Source organism: Methanosarcina baltica, assembly GCF_055394095.1.
Window position 1 is genome coordinate 2,818,931 of the sequence record NZ_AP042463.1, and the last position, 16,922, is coordinate 2,835,852.

Consider the following 16,922-nt stretch of genomic DNA (forward strand, 5'->3'; position numbering starts at 1 on the left):
TCTCACCTCTCCTTTTTATAAGACCTCAGCAGAAAACCCCCGGGCATTTAGCCGGGAGGCAGTTGACCCTGAATATCAGGGTTGCGCTTTACCTGCTGGTATTATTCAACCAGTCGTCCGTTTGAAAAGTGATAGATATATTAAAGAATCAGAAAAACAAGGATTGTAAGCACTTCTTTAAAATCTATCTTTTTCAAAAGACTGATATTCAATAAAGGCCCCCCAGCTTTTATCTTTTATTTTCCCTGATCTCCTTTATATTATATCATTAATTTATTATACCCTGTATTTATTATTTTAGTTAGGGCATAATTTTGTATCCTTTCGGCAGACAGTTGATCTATTTCGGAAATCTCGAAATTCCGGGGGTCTTTTTTCCCCGGGTTTTTGAAACTGGCCGGCCGGTCAGCCGGCAGCCGGTTCCTGAATGGTTTCCTGTTTTCGGGGAATCGTCAACTACCCTCCACTAAAGTGACGGGCATGTAATGTGCCCTGGTTGACCAGCCTTAGTCTTAATTGACTACGTTGGAGTTGTTATGATACCTACAAATGCTTCCTCAGTTTGTAGCTCTATCGTGTAGTATTAAAAGTCCTGAGAGGTAGGGGCGGTGTGCTACACATGACAAGCATATCCAACATTGGCGAGGGGAGACAGTTTCAAAAACTGCGTTACCTGCTACGGAAATTCGTTTCCAAAGCAGAGTGGAGAAATCCAGTATGATATTCGTACTGAACAGAAACAAAGAACCGTTAAGTCCCTGCCACGAAGCGGTTGCCAGAAAACTACTCAAATCAGGAAAAGCGGTTATCCACAAAAAATATCCCTTTACAATTAGACTCAAAGAACTAAAAGAGTCTAAAGATCAGTCAGAACTTCGGCTGAAAATAGATTACGGAAGCCGCCATACAGGTCTTGCCATACTGAACGGTTCAAAGGTTATCTGGACAGCACAGTTGCATCACAAAACCGGCATAAAGAAGAGTCTCGATAGCAGAAGGGCAATGCGAAGAACCCGGAGAAATAGAAAAACCCGTTATCGAAAACCGAGATTTATGAACCGGAAAAGGCGGGAAGGCTGGCTGCCTCCGTCTCTGCAAAGCCGTGTAGATAATATAGAAAATTGGGTAAAAAAACTCAGGAAACTATGTCCCTTGACACATATTTCCTATGAAAACTGCAAATTTGATACTCAGCTTATGCAAAACTCTGAAATCAGCGGAATCGAGTATCAACAGGGCGAGCTTCAGGGGTACGAGGTCAGGGAATACCTGCTTGAAAAGTTCGGTAGAAAATGTGTTTACTGTGGAGCCGAAAACGTTCCGTTAGAAATTGAACACATTGTCCCAAGAAGTAGAGAGGGATCAGATCGAATTTCCAACCTGACCTTAGCTTGCAGAAAATGCAACCAGGAAAAAGGAAGTAAAACCGCAGAAGAATTTGGGCATCCGGAAGTTTATACTTTAGTCAAAAAACCGCTTAAAGAAGTTGCAATTATAAACACTACCCGATGGAAAGTGTTCGAGACATTGACTAAAACAGGACTTCCTGTAGAATGTGGTACCGGTGCAAGGACAAAAATGAACCGAATAAAAATGGAATTACCAAAAGATCATCATTTCGATGCTATTTGTGTAGGTCAATCCACACCCAAAACAATCAATTTTGCCACTAACAGTGTTCTGCACATAAAGGCAAAAGGAAGAGGTTCTTTTTGCAGAACAAATCTCGATAAATACGGATTTCCAAGAGCATATTTAAGCAGACAAAAAAGTTTTTTCGGATTTCAAACCGGAGATGTTGTTAAAGCTGTAGTTCCGAAAGGGAAGTACACAGGAACATGGTCTGGGGCGGTTGCCTGTAGAAAATCCGGGTATTTTGACTTGAAAAACAAAGAGGGAAAAAGAATTGCACAGGGTATAAATCACAAATATTGCAAGGTATTGAATCGAATGGATGGGTATGAATATTCGGTGGAACATCTGAAGTGGACGGCATTCCTCTCATGACTGAAGTCACGAGCATCCTGCCTGATTTATCGTTATGAGTTACGCACTTGAGATGTAAAATCAAGCACATAAGAGCTTATCAATAATATTGTGCTTTAAACAGTTTGGTGCTTCATGCTACTGGTTTTTTGTTCAACTGCGCAAGTCCTAATCGTGAAAATAAATTTACTGCCTTTGTCGGGTTTTGACTCCACCCGGATTTTTGCCCCCATGCATTTCAACATAGCTCCTCATTTGTATTCGGTTAAGGATTTTGTTTACCCTAAATTGACTACTCGTGTTCTAACAGCATATCGATTTCCAATTTTGTAGTTGACAGAAAGTATGATGAAAATAACACTTTTGTAACAATTCGTATCTTAACCGATGACCAATGGTGTGCATTCAAACCACGGAATACACGGAATACACGGAATACACGGAAAAAGACGGCAGGAATACGATATTTAAGGTTTTTCTGGTGTTTTTTAGTACTCTTGAGGGAGCGTAGCTCCCGAAAAAGATCCCATGCTCCCTAAAAGGCCGTTTACTGCACAAACCGGATGGTTTCCCGGTTTTCCTGAGTATCCATGAAGCAGCCCGGCTCACCAGCCTGAAAGTGGCTCATAACTTTAAAATAATAATAAGTATAAATTGAAAAGGGGATATTGAATTTATATATTTTAACATGATTCTATATGAAAAACGTTAAAAGGAAGGCCCTGCGTGATCAAATCCATACTTGACAATGACCTTTACAAATTTACTATGCAGATGGCGGTGCTTGAACTCTTTCCTGATACCCATGCAGAATACCGTTTTACCAATCGGGGAAAACAACGCTTCACTGAAAGTTTTGTCGAAGAGCTGAAAAGGGCCATAGAAGAGGACATCCCGAAACTGGTCCTTACGGAGGAAGAGTACCTCTGGCTCCGGGAAAAATGTCCATTTTTCAAGCCCATGTATCTTGAATATCTCAGGAACTACCGGTTCAGGCCCGAAGAAGTATGTGTGGTCCTGAATGAGGATATGAACCTGGACATACGGATCAAAGGGCCCTGGCACAGCACGATCCTCTGGGAAATCGTCCTCATGGCCATGGTTTCCGAGCTGTATTTCAGCAAGGTCGAAACCGGGTGGAAGGTAAATTGCAGAAAGCTCCCCTCCGGACCTGAACCGGCTGCTGATTCCTCCTACGAAAACCTCCTGCTAGCCTATGAGGAAAAAGTCCTTGAGATGGGAAAAGCCCTTGACGGGAAAAAGTGCAGCTTTTCGGAATTCGGGACTCGCAGGAGAAGGAGTTTCGAGGTTCACGACCGGGTAATAAAAACCCTCAATGGACTTTCGGCTCTCGCAGGTACAAGCAACGTCTACCTTGCAAAAAAATATGGGTTGACCCCCATCGGAACTGTGGGGCACGAATGGATCATGGGAATTTCGGCCCTGCTGGGACTCCGGAAAGCCAACTATTTTGCCTTTGAAATCTGGGAAAAGGTTTACGGGGGAGACCTCGGGATTGCCCTTTCCGATACCTTTGGCTCAAAGGCCTTTTTCAAGGATTTTACCCTCAAACTCGCAAAACTTTACGATGGGGTTCGCCATGATAGCGGGGACCCTCTTGTCTTTGTGGAAAGGGTGGTTGAACATTATACTAAAATGGGCATTGATCCTATGAAAAAGGTAGTCGTTTTCAGCGATGCTCTGCACGCCAGAGACGCAATCAGGCTAAAAGAGTACTGCGAAGGCAAAATCAACTGTAGCTTTGGGATAGGGACAAGTCTGACCAATAATTCCGAGTTCTTCCACGAAAGCCCACCCCTCAACATGGTTATCAAACTGCATGAAATCAACGGCATCCCGGTCGTAAAACTGAGCGACTCCGGGGAAAAAGAAACCGGGGATAGGGACGCATTAAGGGTCGCAAACTACGTGTTCGGAAGAAAAGGCCTGGATGAGTGAACTACCCCCACCTGTCAGCCTTCGGCTGTCGTTTTAAACCATAGGTTTAACAGGAGTTTCTAATCTTCGATTAGAAACATCGAGGAAGGAGTCTTCTGCTGTCTGAGATAAGTTTTTTTCTATTTTCTTTATTTTTCCCTTTTCTCTAATTTTCCCTTTTTTTTCATTTTCTCTAATTTTCTCTAATTTTCTCTAGTTTTTACTTTCTCATGTTCTTTTCTCTTTTTTTTATATCTTATTTTATTTTCCTTTTTTATTCTTGTATTTTTTTGAAAAAACGATAGCCGAAGAAATATACACTCGCATAGCAAAACTAATAAGCTCACAGTCCCATATCTAATATAAACTATCTTAAGCACCGTGGGGGGGCCGGATAATATTTTACTGCTTGATGAAACCGAAGCTTTTGAATTCGGGATGGCTGCGGCTCATGAAAAAGATGAGGCCGGGATATTGCAGGCCCTTGAGTACCTGACTGATATTGCATTGAAATACGTCAGGGAAAAACAGGGAAAAGACGCAGTGAGAATAATCAAGTATATAAGAGATATTGGAAAATCTGCGGTCCTGCACCGACTTGAACCCGAAGCTATGAATGCGGTCATGAGCTATTCTCCGCTTGCAAGGCTGGCATACAGAGTGGAGATGGAAGATGTCCTTGTAGGGATCGCCCTGGCCGTGGGGGAGATTGGCAAAACCGCAGCCTCGGAAAAACTTGAGCTTACTGCAAAAGTTGCAGCTTCCTGCCTTGGGGAAATGGGAAACACGGCAGCTTTCCGAAAGCTGAAAAAAGAATCCGTTGCGGTGGTCTATTCCCTGGGGGGAATCGGAAGGGCCCTTACAAAACAGAACCTTGGAGACGCTGCCAATAGTGCCATTTCCATTCTCGGGGAAGCGGGGAAGGCCGCAGCGTCTCAAAATCTTGAAAATGCGGCTATGAGTGCCGAGTTTCTTCTGGAAGAAATTGGGATAACAGCTATTAATAAAAACCTGAAAGAGGCCGCAGATACCAGCGCCCGTTCCCTTGAAGGTATAGGTAAAGCCGCAGACAAACAGGGACTTGAAGCGGCCTTGCTCCAGGTGTCCTACTCCCTTGAAACGATCAGGGTTGATGCAGACGACAGGTACATGATGAGCGCTTCTATCATTGCAGGGGTGGCTCTGCAAAACCTTGAAAAGATCAAAGTCAATAAGGGATCGAAAAAATCCAGAAAAACCGAAAAATGGCAAAATGGTTCGGAAGCCTACTAAACTTCCAATACTCAAAACTTTCACATGATTTATCTTATTTTTGAGGCAGAGAACTGCCATTAACAAAGCCGATAACCCGGGGATGCTAAAATGTCCAGATTGAACGAAACAAGGGCAATAGACCTGGGGCTGAACTCAGTTAAAGTAAATGACGAACTGGGAGTTTTCCGCTCCATCGATTTTTTGACAGAATTGGGAACAGACTACATTAACAAGAAGCTTGAGCTAGATGCAAAAAGGGCCATAACCCTGATAAAAGATATAGGAAATGCGGCCGCCAGGCAGAAAATGGAGGTCGGGGCTTTTCTTGCCCTCAGGTCTCTTGAGAGGATGGCAAAAGCCGCATCAGGGAAAAACCTGGGAGATGCCTGCATAAGTATCATGTATTCTCTCTATTCGATAGGTAGAGCTGCCGCCGAGGAGGATCTGGAGGTGACGGTAAAGGTTGCGGCTTCCTATCTGGGCGCGATCGGAAACGTTTCAGTTCTCCAAAAACTGAAGAGGGAATCCCTTGTGGCTCCCCTTTCTCTCGGGGCTATTGGGACTTCCGTATACAGGCAGGGTCAGAACTACGAGATCGAAAATTCTGGGAATTTTTCCGGGTTTTTCGGAGCTCTGCCCTGGGGGGGAGGGATTCCTTCCGGGGGGGAAATTATCGTATGCAGCTCTGGCATGTCCGGGCTTGCCGGAATCTTATTTGCAAAAGAGAATCGGGAGGGCTTGCCGGAAGACGCCATTTTTGATCCTGAAATGAGCCCTGAAAATCCGGATTTATTGAATTTTGAGGATGCGATTATACAGGCTGCCCATTCGCTTGACACCTTTATTATCGAGGCCGATTCACGATACCTGATGAGCTATGTAATCATGGGTAAATTAGGGCTCGATTTCTCCGAAGAGCCTGAAATGACCAACGAAGCAGAAATACTGGAGGGAGTGGGAGATAGGTCAACTCCCCCTCGTTGAAGCTGAAATCTAAATTCAGGCATCCGAATTAATTGAAACCGGTCTGTATATTCATCTTCAAAAATTCAGGCAGGGAGCCCGGTTGCTTTAGCGCCGGGAGGAATGCCGCACTTCTCTGTCGAATATTCATAACCATCTGTCCTCTGTAATACTTTGAAGTATTTTTTATTAATTGAGATCCTTTTCCCCTCTTTGTTTTTGATGTCGAAACTACCCGATTTTCTACAAGCAACGGAACCAAACCATGTCCCTTTGTACTTGCCTTTGGGTACAACCGCCTTGACTGTATCGCCAGTTTGAAAACCAAAAAAGGTTTTTTGCCTGGGAAGGTATGAACGAGGAAAGCCGTACTTATCGAGATTTGTTCTTTTATATTGCCCTCTTCCTTTTGCTTTGATATGCAGGACGTTGTTTGTTGCAAAATTGATTTTTTCTGGAGTGGATTCTCCTACACAAATAGCATCGAAATGATGATCTTTTGGCAGCTCTGCCCTGATTCTGTTCATTTTTGTCCTTGCACCCGTGCCGCATTCTACCGGAAGGCCCGTTTTAGTCAATGCCTCGAAAACTTTCCATCTGGTAGCTGTTACAATCGCAGCATCTTTAAGCGGCTTTTTAACCAGGTTATGCACTTCTGGATGCCCAAACTCTTCTGCAGTTTGACTTCCTTTTTTCTGGTTGCATTCTCTACAAGCCAATGTTAAATTGGAGACTCTGTTTGAGCCCCCTCTGATTTTAGGAATAATGTGCTCAATTTCTAAAGGAACGTTTTCAGCTCCACAGTAAACACATTTTCTACCGAATTTTTCAAGCAGGTATTCTCTTATCTCATATCCTTGCAGCTCTCCCTGTTGGTACTCGATTCCACTTATCTCAGGGTTTTGCATGAGTTGAGTATCAAACTTGCAGTTTTCATAGGAAATATGAGTCAGAGGGCAGAGTTTCCTGAGCCTTTCGACCCAATTTTCAATGTTATCTACACGGCTTTGCAGGGACGGAGGCAGCCAGCCTTCCCGCCTTTTCCGGTTCAGAAACCTCGGTTTTCGATAACGGGTGTTTCGATTTCGCCGTGTTCTCCGCATTGATCTTCTGCTATCCATATTCTTTTTTATGCCTGTTTTATGGTGCAACTGTGCAACCCAGACAACATTTGAGCCTTTCAGAATAGCAAGACCAGTGTGACGGCTTCCGTAATCGATTTTCAGTCTAAAAGCCGAATTGTCCTTGGACTCTTTCAGCTCTTTGAGTCGAATTGTAAAGGGATATTTTTTGTGAATAACCGCTTTTCCCGCTTTAAGCAGTTTTCTTGCAACTGCTTCGTGGCAGGGACTTAAAGGCTCTTTGTTCTTGTTTAGTACGAATGCCATATTTGGATTTCTCCGCTCTGCTTTGGAAACGAATTTCCATAGCAGGTAACGCAATTTTTAAATTGTCTCCCCTCGCCAATGTTGGAAACGCTTGTCATGCGTAGCACACCGTCCCTACCTCTCAGGACTTTTAATACTACACGATAGAGCTGCAAACTGAGGAAGCATTCGCAGGTATCATGACATTTCCAACGTAGTCAATTAAGACTTAGGCTGGTCAACTAGGGCTTATACAAGCCCCACTGCTTTAGCATGGGGTAGTTGACTGTCCGCTCTGGATTTTTCGCCGGATCATTTCCCGGGCCAGGCCCACGTAGATATTCCGGATTTGCGGGATAAGCATGGAAAACCCTGCAGCGTCGGTCAGGAAACCGGGAGTCAGGAGGGCAAAACCCCCTACGAGTACGAAAAGCCCGTGCAGGAGTTCATTTCCAGGTATGTAACCCTGACCTGTCGCATTCTGGATCTGGCGGAGCACGAGAAAGCCCTGGCTCTTTGCCAGATAGGCCCCGATTGTCGCGGTAATGAGGATAATAAGCACGGTGTTAAAGGCCCCTATTATCTCGCCGATCGTCAACAGGAGGTAGAGTTCAACAAGCGGGATTATAAGGAAGAGGGAGAATATTTTCAGAAACATGGCTGGCCTTTTTTTGTTTGTTTTAGTTAGGGTTTTGTTTTAGTTAGGGTTTTTTTAAGAGGGTTTTTTGAATTTGAATTGTATTTTAAATTGTAGAAAGTTATTGATATCTCCATCTATATTGTTTTTTTGGAAGGCCTGTTTCTTTTTCTCCTTTCAGGACGGTACAAAAGTCCTTAAGAAGATCAGCAGGCTTATGCCTATCAGCAGGCTTCCCACATACAGCCTCATCCCCTGCACCGACAGTTTTCTTGCGACCGCAGGCCCGATTTGTCCTCCCAGAACTACTCCCGGAGCCACCCAGATCATGATGTTAAAAAGCAGGCTTTTCTGGGCTGCAAGGACGGAAAGAAAGTCAGGGGTAAGGCGGAAGAGCAGGGCACAGCCATTCACTACAAAAATGACTACCAGCGTTGAACCCACAGCCTCGGCGGGGGACCGGATTTTTTTGTGTCCGATGATTCCGGGAACTATCAGTTTTCCAAGCCCGGTTGCGATCAGGCCCTTCAGGAAACCCGCGATAAATGCCCGTCCCCGGTAGATTTTCTCGTGGTCCTCAGGCTCCGGCAGTTTTCCTTTCCTGTAAAACCAGTATCTTTGCACCAGATAGGCCCCGTAGAGCAGAATAAAACCGGCAAACAGGCTCAGGAGTAGTTTCACCGGAGCAAAGGGGACAAGCAGAGTTCCTAAAATAGACGCGGGAACCGTGATTTTGAGGTACTCCTTTACTATGTACCAGTTAATGGTTTTTTGATAAAGGTTCCTGAGAATCCCTGACCCAAACCCGAAGATCATTGTCAGCAGGCCCAGCCAGAAAGAAGTCCTGGGTTCGATCCCGAGCCAGATAAGATAAACCGGGATCCAGAAGTTGGTGCCCGAAATGCCCGCGGACATCGCAAGGATTGCAATAACTACGGCAACGGGAAAGAGGTAACAGTAGGTCAGATAACTTTGCATGGGACTCGTCTTTTTTCTCTGGGTATTTTTTTCTCAGAAGTTTTTTTCAGGAAGTTCTGGAAGTTAGGGGAGAACGTATAATTTTATATTGTGATTTTTTTATTTAGGAATGGCTGAAAAATAACTTCATATTTTCAGGTAGGGAAGCACTTTATACCCACACAGGTTATATTTTTGTTAATGGAAATGTCTTGTGTGTGCATTCAAACCACGGAACACACGGAACACACGGAAAAAGAATGCAGGAAGACGACTATTAAGGTTACTCTGGCGTTTTTTTGTCTGCTTGAGCGAGCGTAGCGAGCGAAACGGACCCCGTGCTGTTGCGATTTCATCGCAACTCCCAGGAAATCTTCGATTTCCTGTGATCCCGAAGCGGAACTCGGGTGGTTAAGAAATGGTAAACAAAAATACTTACGATTATATACTTGATATTATATTTGACTCATTCCTTAATACCATCATTTTAAATAAATCATCTTCTATTATATTTTTTGATACTAATTGATCAATACAAAAAACCAGCAATGCAAAAAAAACTGATCTAAAAAAGTAAAATGGTTGTGAAAAAAGCTTCCTACAACCTTTTTTTAATTTTTGTCTTTCTTTGATCAGAGCATCTTCTTTCTAAGGGCCAGGTTCAGGAAATAGGCAAGTCCTCCGTAGAGGACTACGAACCCGAAAATGGCCATTGCGATACTGCCTGTGGACAGCATTTACTCGACCTCCTTCTTTACGAGGGGCAAAAGGAAGGATATAACAATTCCCAGAACGATCACTCCGGCCCCCACCATCACAGCGGCTGGCTCGTAGCCTCCGTAGGTTACGGTGAGGTTTGTCTTTGTTTCGTTAAGCACCAGGTAGACAAGGACAAGCGGGAGGACTACCTTTATACTGATGTCCCACCAGGCTCCGGCCCGGATATCCGAGTAAGAGTTTGCCCATTCCCTGATCTTATCCGCGCCGTAGATCCAGCCGATTGCGACGGCTTCTAAGATTCCCACTATCATCAGGCCGTAGGTGTTGATAAAGTGGTCCACGATGTCAAGCCAGTACAGACCGGCTTTAGTTGCGTAGATCAGACTGCACAGGAGCCCGAGGACAATGGTCAGGTTTACTGCCATGCCTCTTTTCAGTTCGAACTTGTCCATAAGGGCCGAAGCGAAAGCTTCCACAAGAGAGATTAAAGAAGAAAGCGCGGCCACCACGATACTCAGGAAAAAGGCAACAGCCGTGAGGGCTTTTAAACCCGGTAGCATGTTGAGGGCTTCGGGCAGCACAACGAAAGCAAGTCCTATGCTCTGGGCAACGACCTCTTCAAGTCCCAGACCTTTTGCAAAAGCCATATACCCGAGGGTTCCGAAAATCACAAAACCCATGGTGAAACTGAAGGCTCCGTCGGCCAGGCTGACAATGAATGCGTTGTTTACGATATCACTTTTTTTAGGGAGGTAGCTTGAGTAGGTAATCATGATCGCCATCCCGAGGCTCAGGCTGTAGAAAGCCTGTCCGTAGGCCGCCTGCCATACACTGAGGTCCGTAAGCCTGCTGAAGTCGGGTCTGAGGTACCACTCAATCCCGTCCATGGCTCCAGGAAGGGTTATTGTCCTGAAAACGAGGACGATTAAGAGGATCCAGAGGAGAGGCATAAAGACCCTGTTTGCCCTCTCGATTCCCTTTTGTACGCCCTTCATTTCAATGACCCATATGATAAACCACACAGCGACAAGCCCTGCCAGGACATTGAGAGCAAAACCTCCGAGGTTCCAGGGGGAGTCCGAGATTTCTAAAAGTGTTTCACTGAAGAAAGCTCCCGTATCCGAACCCCAACCGAGGTTGAAGGCCTTTAAGAGATATACCAGGCTCCAGCCCACTATGACCGAATAATAGGTCGTGATAATAAAGCTGGCAAGCACTCCCCACCAGCCTATCCATTCAAAACTTTTCTTTGCTCGCTTGAAAGCCATGGGAGCAGCTCCTCTGAACTTGCTCCCCATGCTGAATTCAAGGATCATAAGCGGGATTCCCGCGGTCAGCAGAGCAATGAAATACGGGATGAGAAAAGCTCCTCCCCCGTTTTCATATGCAGCGTAGCTGAACCTCCAGATGTTCCCGAGGCCCACCGCAGACCCTACCGCTGCAAGGATAAAGCCTACTCTCGTATTCCAGACTTCTCGTGCCATAAAACCACATCACTTCTTCGACTTTTTTAACGCATATCTGGCAAAAAGCATCTTATTTAACAATTTTTTCTGTAAAGTAAACTGCATAATTGTACTATGCAACATAATATTTTAAGTTTCACTCTGGTGTATGTATCTTAGCTCACAATGCTTTTCGGCCAGCTGAAATCAGTAGTTGAAGATATTAGGGGGATTTCTTTGTTAATCTTATTTAAATTTATATATATAAACGGAAATCAATAATTGAAGATATTAATGGGAAGTCTATGTCAATATCATTCAAATGTTGTCGGTGATTTAACTTTGCAGGCGAGAAGAAGGGGGCTCCTTCCTCAAAAGTCGAAGGCCGACATGTGGAGGCCTGCGTTTATTTTAGGGGAAATCAGGAAAACGGGCCACTGTCCCGTTTGCACAGCAAACGGCTTTTTCAAGAGGGAGTCTAATTATAAGTAGTTTATAGTAAATTATAAGTCCTTATAACTATAATAATCAAATGAACATTATGAGTGAAGCAACAACAATTCCGGTAACAAAAGACATAAGGGACAGACTAAAACAATTTGGTATTAAGGGAGAAACTTACAACGATATTCTAAAACGCCTGATGGATGAATCCGATTATGAGTCATTCATGGAACGCCAGTACAAAAAACTGGATGAAAAAGAGAAATTCGTGTCCCTGGATGAAATTTAATGATTTTTGAGGTAAAGCTGCATCCCGATGCAGTAAAATTTCTGGTAGATCAGGATCATGACACAAAGGAAAGGCTAAAAACAGGAATAAAAAGCCTTGAAATTGATCCTTTCAAAAGCAGGTCTCGTTCTGGAATCAAAAAACTGAAAGGAACGAATAAAAGAGATGACCTGTACCGATTAAGGGTTGGTGACTACAGGGTTATCTATGCGGTGGAAGATAACGTCGTTTTCGTCCTCGAAATAATCCCTCGTGAAAAGGGATATAACTGGCTTTGAAATTTAGCCTGTGGAGATATAACGACAATTAAGGATTATCTGGAGGATAACAAAAACAATGCCTGCCCCAGAGTTAAAGGATAAAGAGTACTTTATCGGAATATTGAAGCAACATCTCCCCGAGTTAAAAGAAAAGTACAGTGTAAGTTATCTAGGGTTATTCGGATCTTACGTCCGTGGGGAGCAAAGCGATTCCAGTGACCTTGATGTCCTTGTGCAGTTCTATGAAGCTCCGGGCCTCCTTAAATACATCGAACTGGAATATTATTTGAGTGACCTCCTTGGGGTAAAGGTGGACATGGTGACGAAAACTGGCCTTAAACCCGCTATTGGAGAACGTATTCTCAACGAGGTCGTGCCTTTATAAAAAACGATTTAAGAAGGCCTTTTCCTGCCTCGTCATTCTATTTTAGGCATGACCTCTAATCGTTGTTTTGTAACAAAATAATTATACAGACCAGGTTGAATTTTTCCCGGATATGACAATATTTTATAAGGCAGACTTTCTCCATTTTTATGATATGGGGGCTGGATATGTTTGTAATCATTTTCAACAAAGGAAAGTTTCTTGTAAAATTTCAGTCTTTTGTAAGTTATTTCGTCCACAACTGGCTCAATTTCCAGAATCACTTTTGTTGTTGATTCTCCAAGCCATTCCCGGAGGAATTTGCTTCCATATCCTTTGGCCCTGTATTCTGAATTTATCGCGTAATGTTCCACATACCGGAAGAGATCGAAGTCCCACCATCCCATAAAACCAATTACTCGATTATTTCCAATCCAGGCCTCCAGTTTGTATGAGCTCTTATCCAGAATTTCAATTTGCTGCTCAAGAATTCTTCTTTCATAGAGGGGAAACGCATTTTCACAAATATTCCATAGTTCTGGGATATTTTCATCTTCTGCTGTACGTATTCGTTTTTTTTGCATGAATTTCATTCTTATTCAGCCCGAGTTCCGCTTCGGGAGCACGGGGTCCGTTTCAGTCGCTGCGCTCCCTCAAGCGGACTATTACCATTCCTTTATGATCTTTATTCCGCCGCTTCTGCCAGCAAATTCTGAACAACCGACTCCATCAACTGCCCGCTGTCCTTCTGAGATTTTTTAAGTTTTAATTCGAGGGCGTCGCAGAGGGTCGAAAGCTGTTCGACTTTTTTGACTATGCGTTTTTGTTCTTCGAGGGGTGGTATGGGAATTAAAAATTCTTTGAGTCGAGTCATACTTAGGCCCTCACGTGAAATCCCAACCTGTTCACTCATGATTAAATCTTTGATATATGGGGAAATGATACAAAGGTGTAAATACTCACGAATTTCACGATCAATTGACCTGACAATAGCCACATGCTGACTTACGTTTCCTTCATCAAAATCATGAGGAACTATGCTACTTCTTCCTATAGATGCACCAGTTATGTTTAGAAGAATATCTCCGGGTTCAACAAAAGTTCCGTTCATTCTTTCATGAATTTCAGAAGGGATACATGCAATATTTTCCAATTTGAGCCCATTGTTCCAGACATTTTGAGATCTGATAAATTTTATACCACTTTCCAGATAGACTGATTTTCCACCTTTAGGTGTACTCCCAGCACCAAGTTTTTTTGTGATTTCTCCAAGTCTTGAAAATTCCCATCCACAAGGTAATTCAAAAGGTAATTTTCCATTTTCTACGGGTAGTACTTTTATTTTTTTGATTTTCTGTTCTCGGATCAATCTTTTCTTTTCTTCCTTAATCTTCTCAAGTAAAACCGAGGCCGGTTCATCCTCTCCATTCTGTTCCACAATTTTTCCCTGAACCGCAAGCTGAAGAATTGCCTGCCTGAGTTTTTTAACGTTCTCAGGGTTATCGTAGAGAATATCAAAATTTTTACAAATGCGCTGCCAGCTCTCTTCAAATTTTTCCTGGCTTTCGGCGTTCAACATTTTGTCAAGAGCCGCCCCATTAAGTTTTGCTCGAAGCTCCTGTTTTTTCTGCCGGCGGGTTTCGAGTTCGTCACAGAGGGCCATGAGTTCGTCAACTTTTGAGACGATGCGTTTTTGTTCGGCGAGAGGCGGGAGAGGAAAGGTATATTTCCTTAGATATCCAAGAGATACAAATGATTGAACCCCTCCAGCAGCTTGTTTACGCATATGCTTAGAGGCGAATCTTAAAAACAAGTTTAAATATTTTGGTACAGAATTTTCAAGTGAATAATATTTAAGAAGTGCGACATTTTTAATACTAAATTTTGAATCTACATTAACTATTGCAGGATTTCCGATACTCCCAATCATAGCAAATAGTATGTCATTTTTTTCTACTTTTGATCTTTCTGAAATTTTAGAATGGTCATCTTCAGAAATATATTTGACATTGGTCAAATTTAAAAATCCATCAGAAAGATTTTTGCTAGTTACGAGGGGGATACCTTCTTCTAAATATTTTGGACTATCATGTGTCCCATCTCGGACATCATATACATCGATTAATCGAGTCCAAATCCATGAAGTTGGAATACTGTAAGGTATTTCTTCAGGATTTATTTCCTGTATTTTTTTTGATTTCCTGATTTTCCCTTCCTTTACCAGCCTCTCCTTCTCAGCTTCTATCTTCTCAAGTAAAACCGAGGCCGGTCCATCTTCTGCGTTTTGTTCCACAAGTTTTCCCTGGACGGCGAGTTGAAGGATAAGTTCCCTCAACTTTTTTATGCCGTTTGGGGCCTCGGCCAGTAGCTCGAAGTTTTTGAAGAAAATGTCGGGGTTCATGCGTTTTTACCTGCCAGTGAAGCCATGAGTTCTTCTTTCAATTCCTGCCGGGTTTCTTTGATTTCGGAGAGGAGGGCCTGGTATTCTTTGAGGAGTTCTTCGGGGTCGCCGTTGTCTTTTTCGATTGTGTTGGGGTTTTTGATGTCGAGGTTGTAGTTGCTGGCGATTATGTCTTCAACGGGGACTTTCCAGGCGTGTTCGGTTTCGATGCGGGTGGGCCACCAGGCTTTTTCGGGGGCGAACTCTTCGAGGCGCATGGGTTTTGTTTTGGAGTAGGACTTGTAGCCGGCGGGGTAGGGGTGCTCGTAGAACCAGACTTCTTTTGTGGGGGTTCCACTGGTGAAGAAAAGGAGGTTGGTTTTTATGCCGGTGTAGGGGCTGAAGACGCCGTTTGGGAGTCTTACTATTGTGTGGAGGTTGCACTCCTTCAGAAGTTTTTCTTTTATGCGGGTTTTTACGCCTTCCCCGAAGAGGGTGCCGTCCGGGAGGACTATGCCACAACGGCCTCCTTCTTTTAAGAGCTTCATAATGAGGATCAGGAAGAGGTCGGCGGTTTCGCGGGTCTTGAGGGTTGCCGGGAAGTTGTCTTCTATGCCGTCGGTTTCCATGCCTCCGAAGGGGGGATTTGTAACGATTACATCCACGCGGTCTTTCCGGGAATAATCCCGAAGCGGGCGGGACAGGGAGTTATCATGCCGGATCCGGGACGGGACTTCCATGCCGTGGAGAAGCATATTGGTTACACAGAGCAGGTGTGGGAGCTGCTTTTTCTCAATCCCGTGGATGGCTTCCTGAATTAACCTTAACTCCTCGATATTGTCCTTGTCTTTGTTCATGTGCTCAATGGTCGCGGTCAGGAAACCGCCCGTCCCGCAGGCCGGGTCCAGGACTGTTTCCCCGATTTTCGGGTCCACCATGTCCACTATAAACTGAGTAACTGCCCTTGGAGTGTAGAACTCCCCGGAGTTTCCGGCGCCCTGGAGGTCCTTGAGGATCTTTTCGTAGATCGAGCCGAAGGTGTGCAGGTCCTTTGAACTGGTGAAATCAATCTCGTTGATTTTGTTGATAACCTGGCGGATCAAAGTCCCGTCTTTCATGTAATTGTAGGAATCCTCGAAAGCGTCCCTGACCACAAAACCTCTCGGGTCGGCCTTTTCATCAACAGAGAGGGCCTTTAAGGTCTTGAAAAGCTTTTCATTGATAAAATCGAGCAGTTTCTCCCCCGTGATGCCTTCGTCTTTTTCTGCCCAGTTGCGCCAGCGCAGTTCCTCGGGGATAGGGGAGACGTATTCGTTTTCGTCGTCGAGTTCGTATTCTTCTTCCCGTGCATCGAAAATTTTCAGAAACAGCATCCAGCCAAGCTGACTGACGCGCTGGGCGTCCCCGTCAACGCCTGCGTCCTTTCGCATGATATCCTGAATGCCTTTGATAGTGGTACTTAGAGACATTGTTATTCCTTTTTCCGTGTAAATGATGAGTTGTATGAATTGGAATATAATTAAACTGTTATTAACATGTTATTAAAGCGTCGTTAAGGAATGAGTCAAATATATTTTCATCCACATTTCGACCCCCTGCCAATAGGGGACAATAATTCCAGAATATTGGCCATTTAAGTGACAAAATTTTAACTATATGGCATTTTTGTATCATGAATTTGTACAAAAATGTCAAAAATCGAAATGTGAGTTTTCAAGTATTTTTGTTTACCATTTCTTAACCACGGAACACACGGAACACACGGAAAAAAGAATGAAGAAAGACGGCAATTACGGTTTTTCCGGTGTTTTGTTTACTTTTCCGAAATAAGGTTTATAGTCTGCTTGAGCGAGCGTAGCGAGTGAAACGGACCCCGTGCTCCCGAAGCGGAACTCGGGTGCTGAAGCGGAACTCGGGT

General features: G+C 44.0%; 15 protein-coding genes. 7 read left to right on the forward strand and 8 right to left on the reverse strand.

Annotated elements, in window-relative coordinates:
• Positions 1-717 precede the first annotated feature (717 nt).
• The 4 genes from iscB (ACZ5QV_RS12490) to ACZ5QV_RS12505 all read left to right on the forward strand — a co-directional run bounded on the left by iscB (ACZ5QV_RS12490) (position 718) and on the right by ACZ5QV_RS12505 (position 6,162).
• Positions 718-2,007, forward strand: coding sequence for an RNA-guided endonuclease IscB (gene iscB, locus ACZ5QV_RS12490; RefSeq protein WP_464600112.1), 1,290 nt, complete (start codon positions 718-720; stop codon positions 2,005-2,007).
• Between the two features lie 705 nt (positions 2,008-2,712).
• Entirely contained in the window at positions 2,713-3,945 is a 1,233-nt protein-coding gene (gene pncB / locus ACZ5QV_RS12495) for a nicotinate phosphoribosyltransferase (protein WP_464600113.1), read from the forward strand.
• Positions 3,946-4,305: 360 nt separating this feature from the next.
• A complete protein-coding gene (locus ACZ5QV_RS12500; RefSeq protein WP_464600114.1) occupies positions 4,306-5,196 on the forward strand; it encodes a hypothetical protein in 891 nt (296 codons plus the stop codon).
• A 90-nt stretch (positions 5,197-5,286) separates the two neighbouring features.
• Entirely contained in the window at positions 5,287-6,162 is an 876-nt protein-coding gene (locus tag ACZ5QV_RS12505; protein ID WP_464600115.1) for a hypothetical protein, read from the forward strand.
• Between the two features lie 65 nt (positions 6,163-6,227).
• Here the strand turns inward: ACZ5QV_RS12505 and iscB (ACZ5QV_RS12510) are convergent, their stop codons facing one another.
• From iscB (ACZ5QV_RS12510) to ACZ5QV_RS12530, 5 genes are all read right to left on the reverse strand, one after another.
• The gene (iscB, locus tag ACZ5QV_RS12510; RefSeq protein ID WP_464600116.1) at positions 6,228-7,529 is read right to left on the reverse strand and encodes an RNA-guided endonuclease IscB; all 1,302 of its coding nucleotides are present in this window, start codon (positions 7,527-7,529) and stop codon (positions 6,228-6,230) included.
• Between the two features lie 247 nt (positions 7,530-7,776).
• Positions 7,777-8,166: an FxsA family protein gene (locus ACZ5QV_RS12515; RefSeq protein WP_464600117.1), complete on the reverse strand. Its 390-nt coding sequence runs from the start codon at positions 8,164-8,166 to the stop codon at positions 7,777-7,779.
• Positions 8,167-8,322: 156 nt separating this feature from the next.
• Positions 8,323-9,123, reverse strand: a complete 801-nt coding sequence (locus ACZ5QV_RS12520) for a sulfite exporter TauE/SafE family protein (RefSeq protein ID WP_464600118.1) — start codon at positions 9,121-9,123, stop codon at positions 8,323-8,325.
• A 611-nt stretch (positions 9,124-9,734) separates the two neighbouring features.
• The gene (locus ACZ5QV_RS12525; protein ID WP_464600119.1) at positions 9,735-9,839 is read right to left on the reverse strand and encodes a MetS family NSS transporter small subunit; all 105 of its coding nucleotides are present in this window, start codon (positions 9,837-9,839) and stop codon (positions 9,735-9,737) included.
• Positions 9,840-11,306: a sodium-dependent transporter gene (locus ACZ5QV_RS12530; protein WP_464600120.1), complete on the reverse strand. Its 1,467-nt coding sequence runs from the start codon at positions 11,304-11,306 to the stop codon at positions 9,840-9,842.
• A gap of 502 nt (positions 11,307-11,808) precedes the next feature.
• On the opposite strand from ACZ5QV_RS12530, the gene ACZ5QV_RS12535 reads away from it, so the two are divergent.
• Genes ACZ5QV_RS12535 through ACZ5QV_RS12545 form a run of 3 tightly spaced genes read left to right on the forward strand, consistent with a single transcriptional unit; the run spans position 11,809 to position 12,645 of the window.
• Positions 11,809-12,000 (forward strand): DUF7557 family protein, encoded by a 192-nt coding sequence (locus ACZ5QV_RS12535; RefSeq protein WP_464600121.1) that lies wholly within the window; start codon positions 11,809-11,811, stop codon positions 11,998-12,000.
• Positions 12,000-12,278 (forward strand): type II toxin-antitoxin system RelE family toxin, encoded by a 279-nt coding sequence (locus tag ACZ5QV_RS12540; protein WP_464600122.1) that lies wholly within the window; start codon positions 12,000-12,002, stop codon positions 12,276-12,278. Before ACZ5QV_RS12535 ends, ACZ5QV_RS12540 begins: the two co-directional genes overlap by 1 nt.
• A 58-nt stretch (positions 12,279-12,336) precedes the next feature.
• Positions 12,337-12,645 (forward strand): nucleotidyltransferase family protein, encoded by a 309-nt coding sequence (locus ACZ5QV_RS12545; RefSeq protein WP_464600123.1) that lies wholly within the window; start codon positions 12,337-12,339, stop codon positions 12,643-12,645.
• 32 nt (positions 12,646-12,677) lie between these two features.
• On the opposite strand, the gene ACZ5QV_RS12550 is transcribed toward ACZ5QV_RS12545, so the two are convergent.
• The 3 genes from ACZ5QV_RS12550 to ACZ5QV_RS12560 form a co-directional block, all read right to left on the reverse strand.
• On the reverse strand, positions 12,678-13,217 hold the full coding sequence (locus ACZ5QV_RS12550; RefSeq protein WP_464600124.1) for a GNAT family N-acetyltransferase: 540 nt from the start codon (positions 13,215-13,217) through the stop codon (positions 12,678-12,680).
• A gap of 92 nt (positions 13,218-13,309) precedes the next feature.
• On the reverse strand, positions 13,310-15,025 hold the full coding sequence (locus tag ACZ5QV_RS12555) for a restriction endonuclease subunit S (RefSeq protein ID WP_464600125.1): 1,716 nt from the start codon (positions 15,023-15,025) through the stop codon (positions 13,310-13,312).
• Positions 15,022-16,473 carry a type I restriction-modification system subunit M gene (locus ACZ5QV_RS12560; protein WP_464600126.1) on the reverse strand — a complete coding sequence of 484 codons (1,452 nt, stop codon included), beginning with the start codon at positions 16,471-16,473 and terminating at the stop codon, positions 15,022-15,024. Before ACZ5QV_RS12560 ends, ACZ5QV_RS12555 begins: the two co-directional genes overlap by 4 nt.
• Positions 16,474-16,922: the final 449 nt, after the last annotated feature.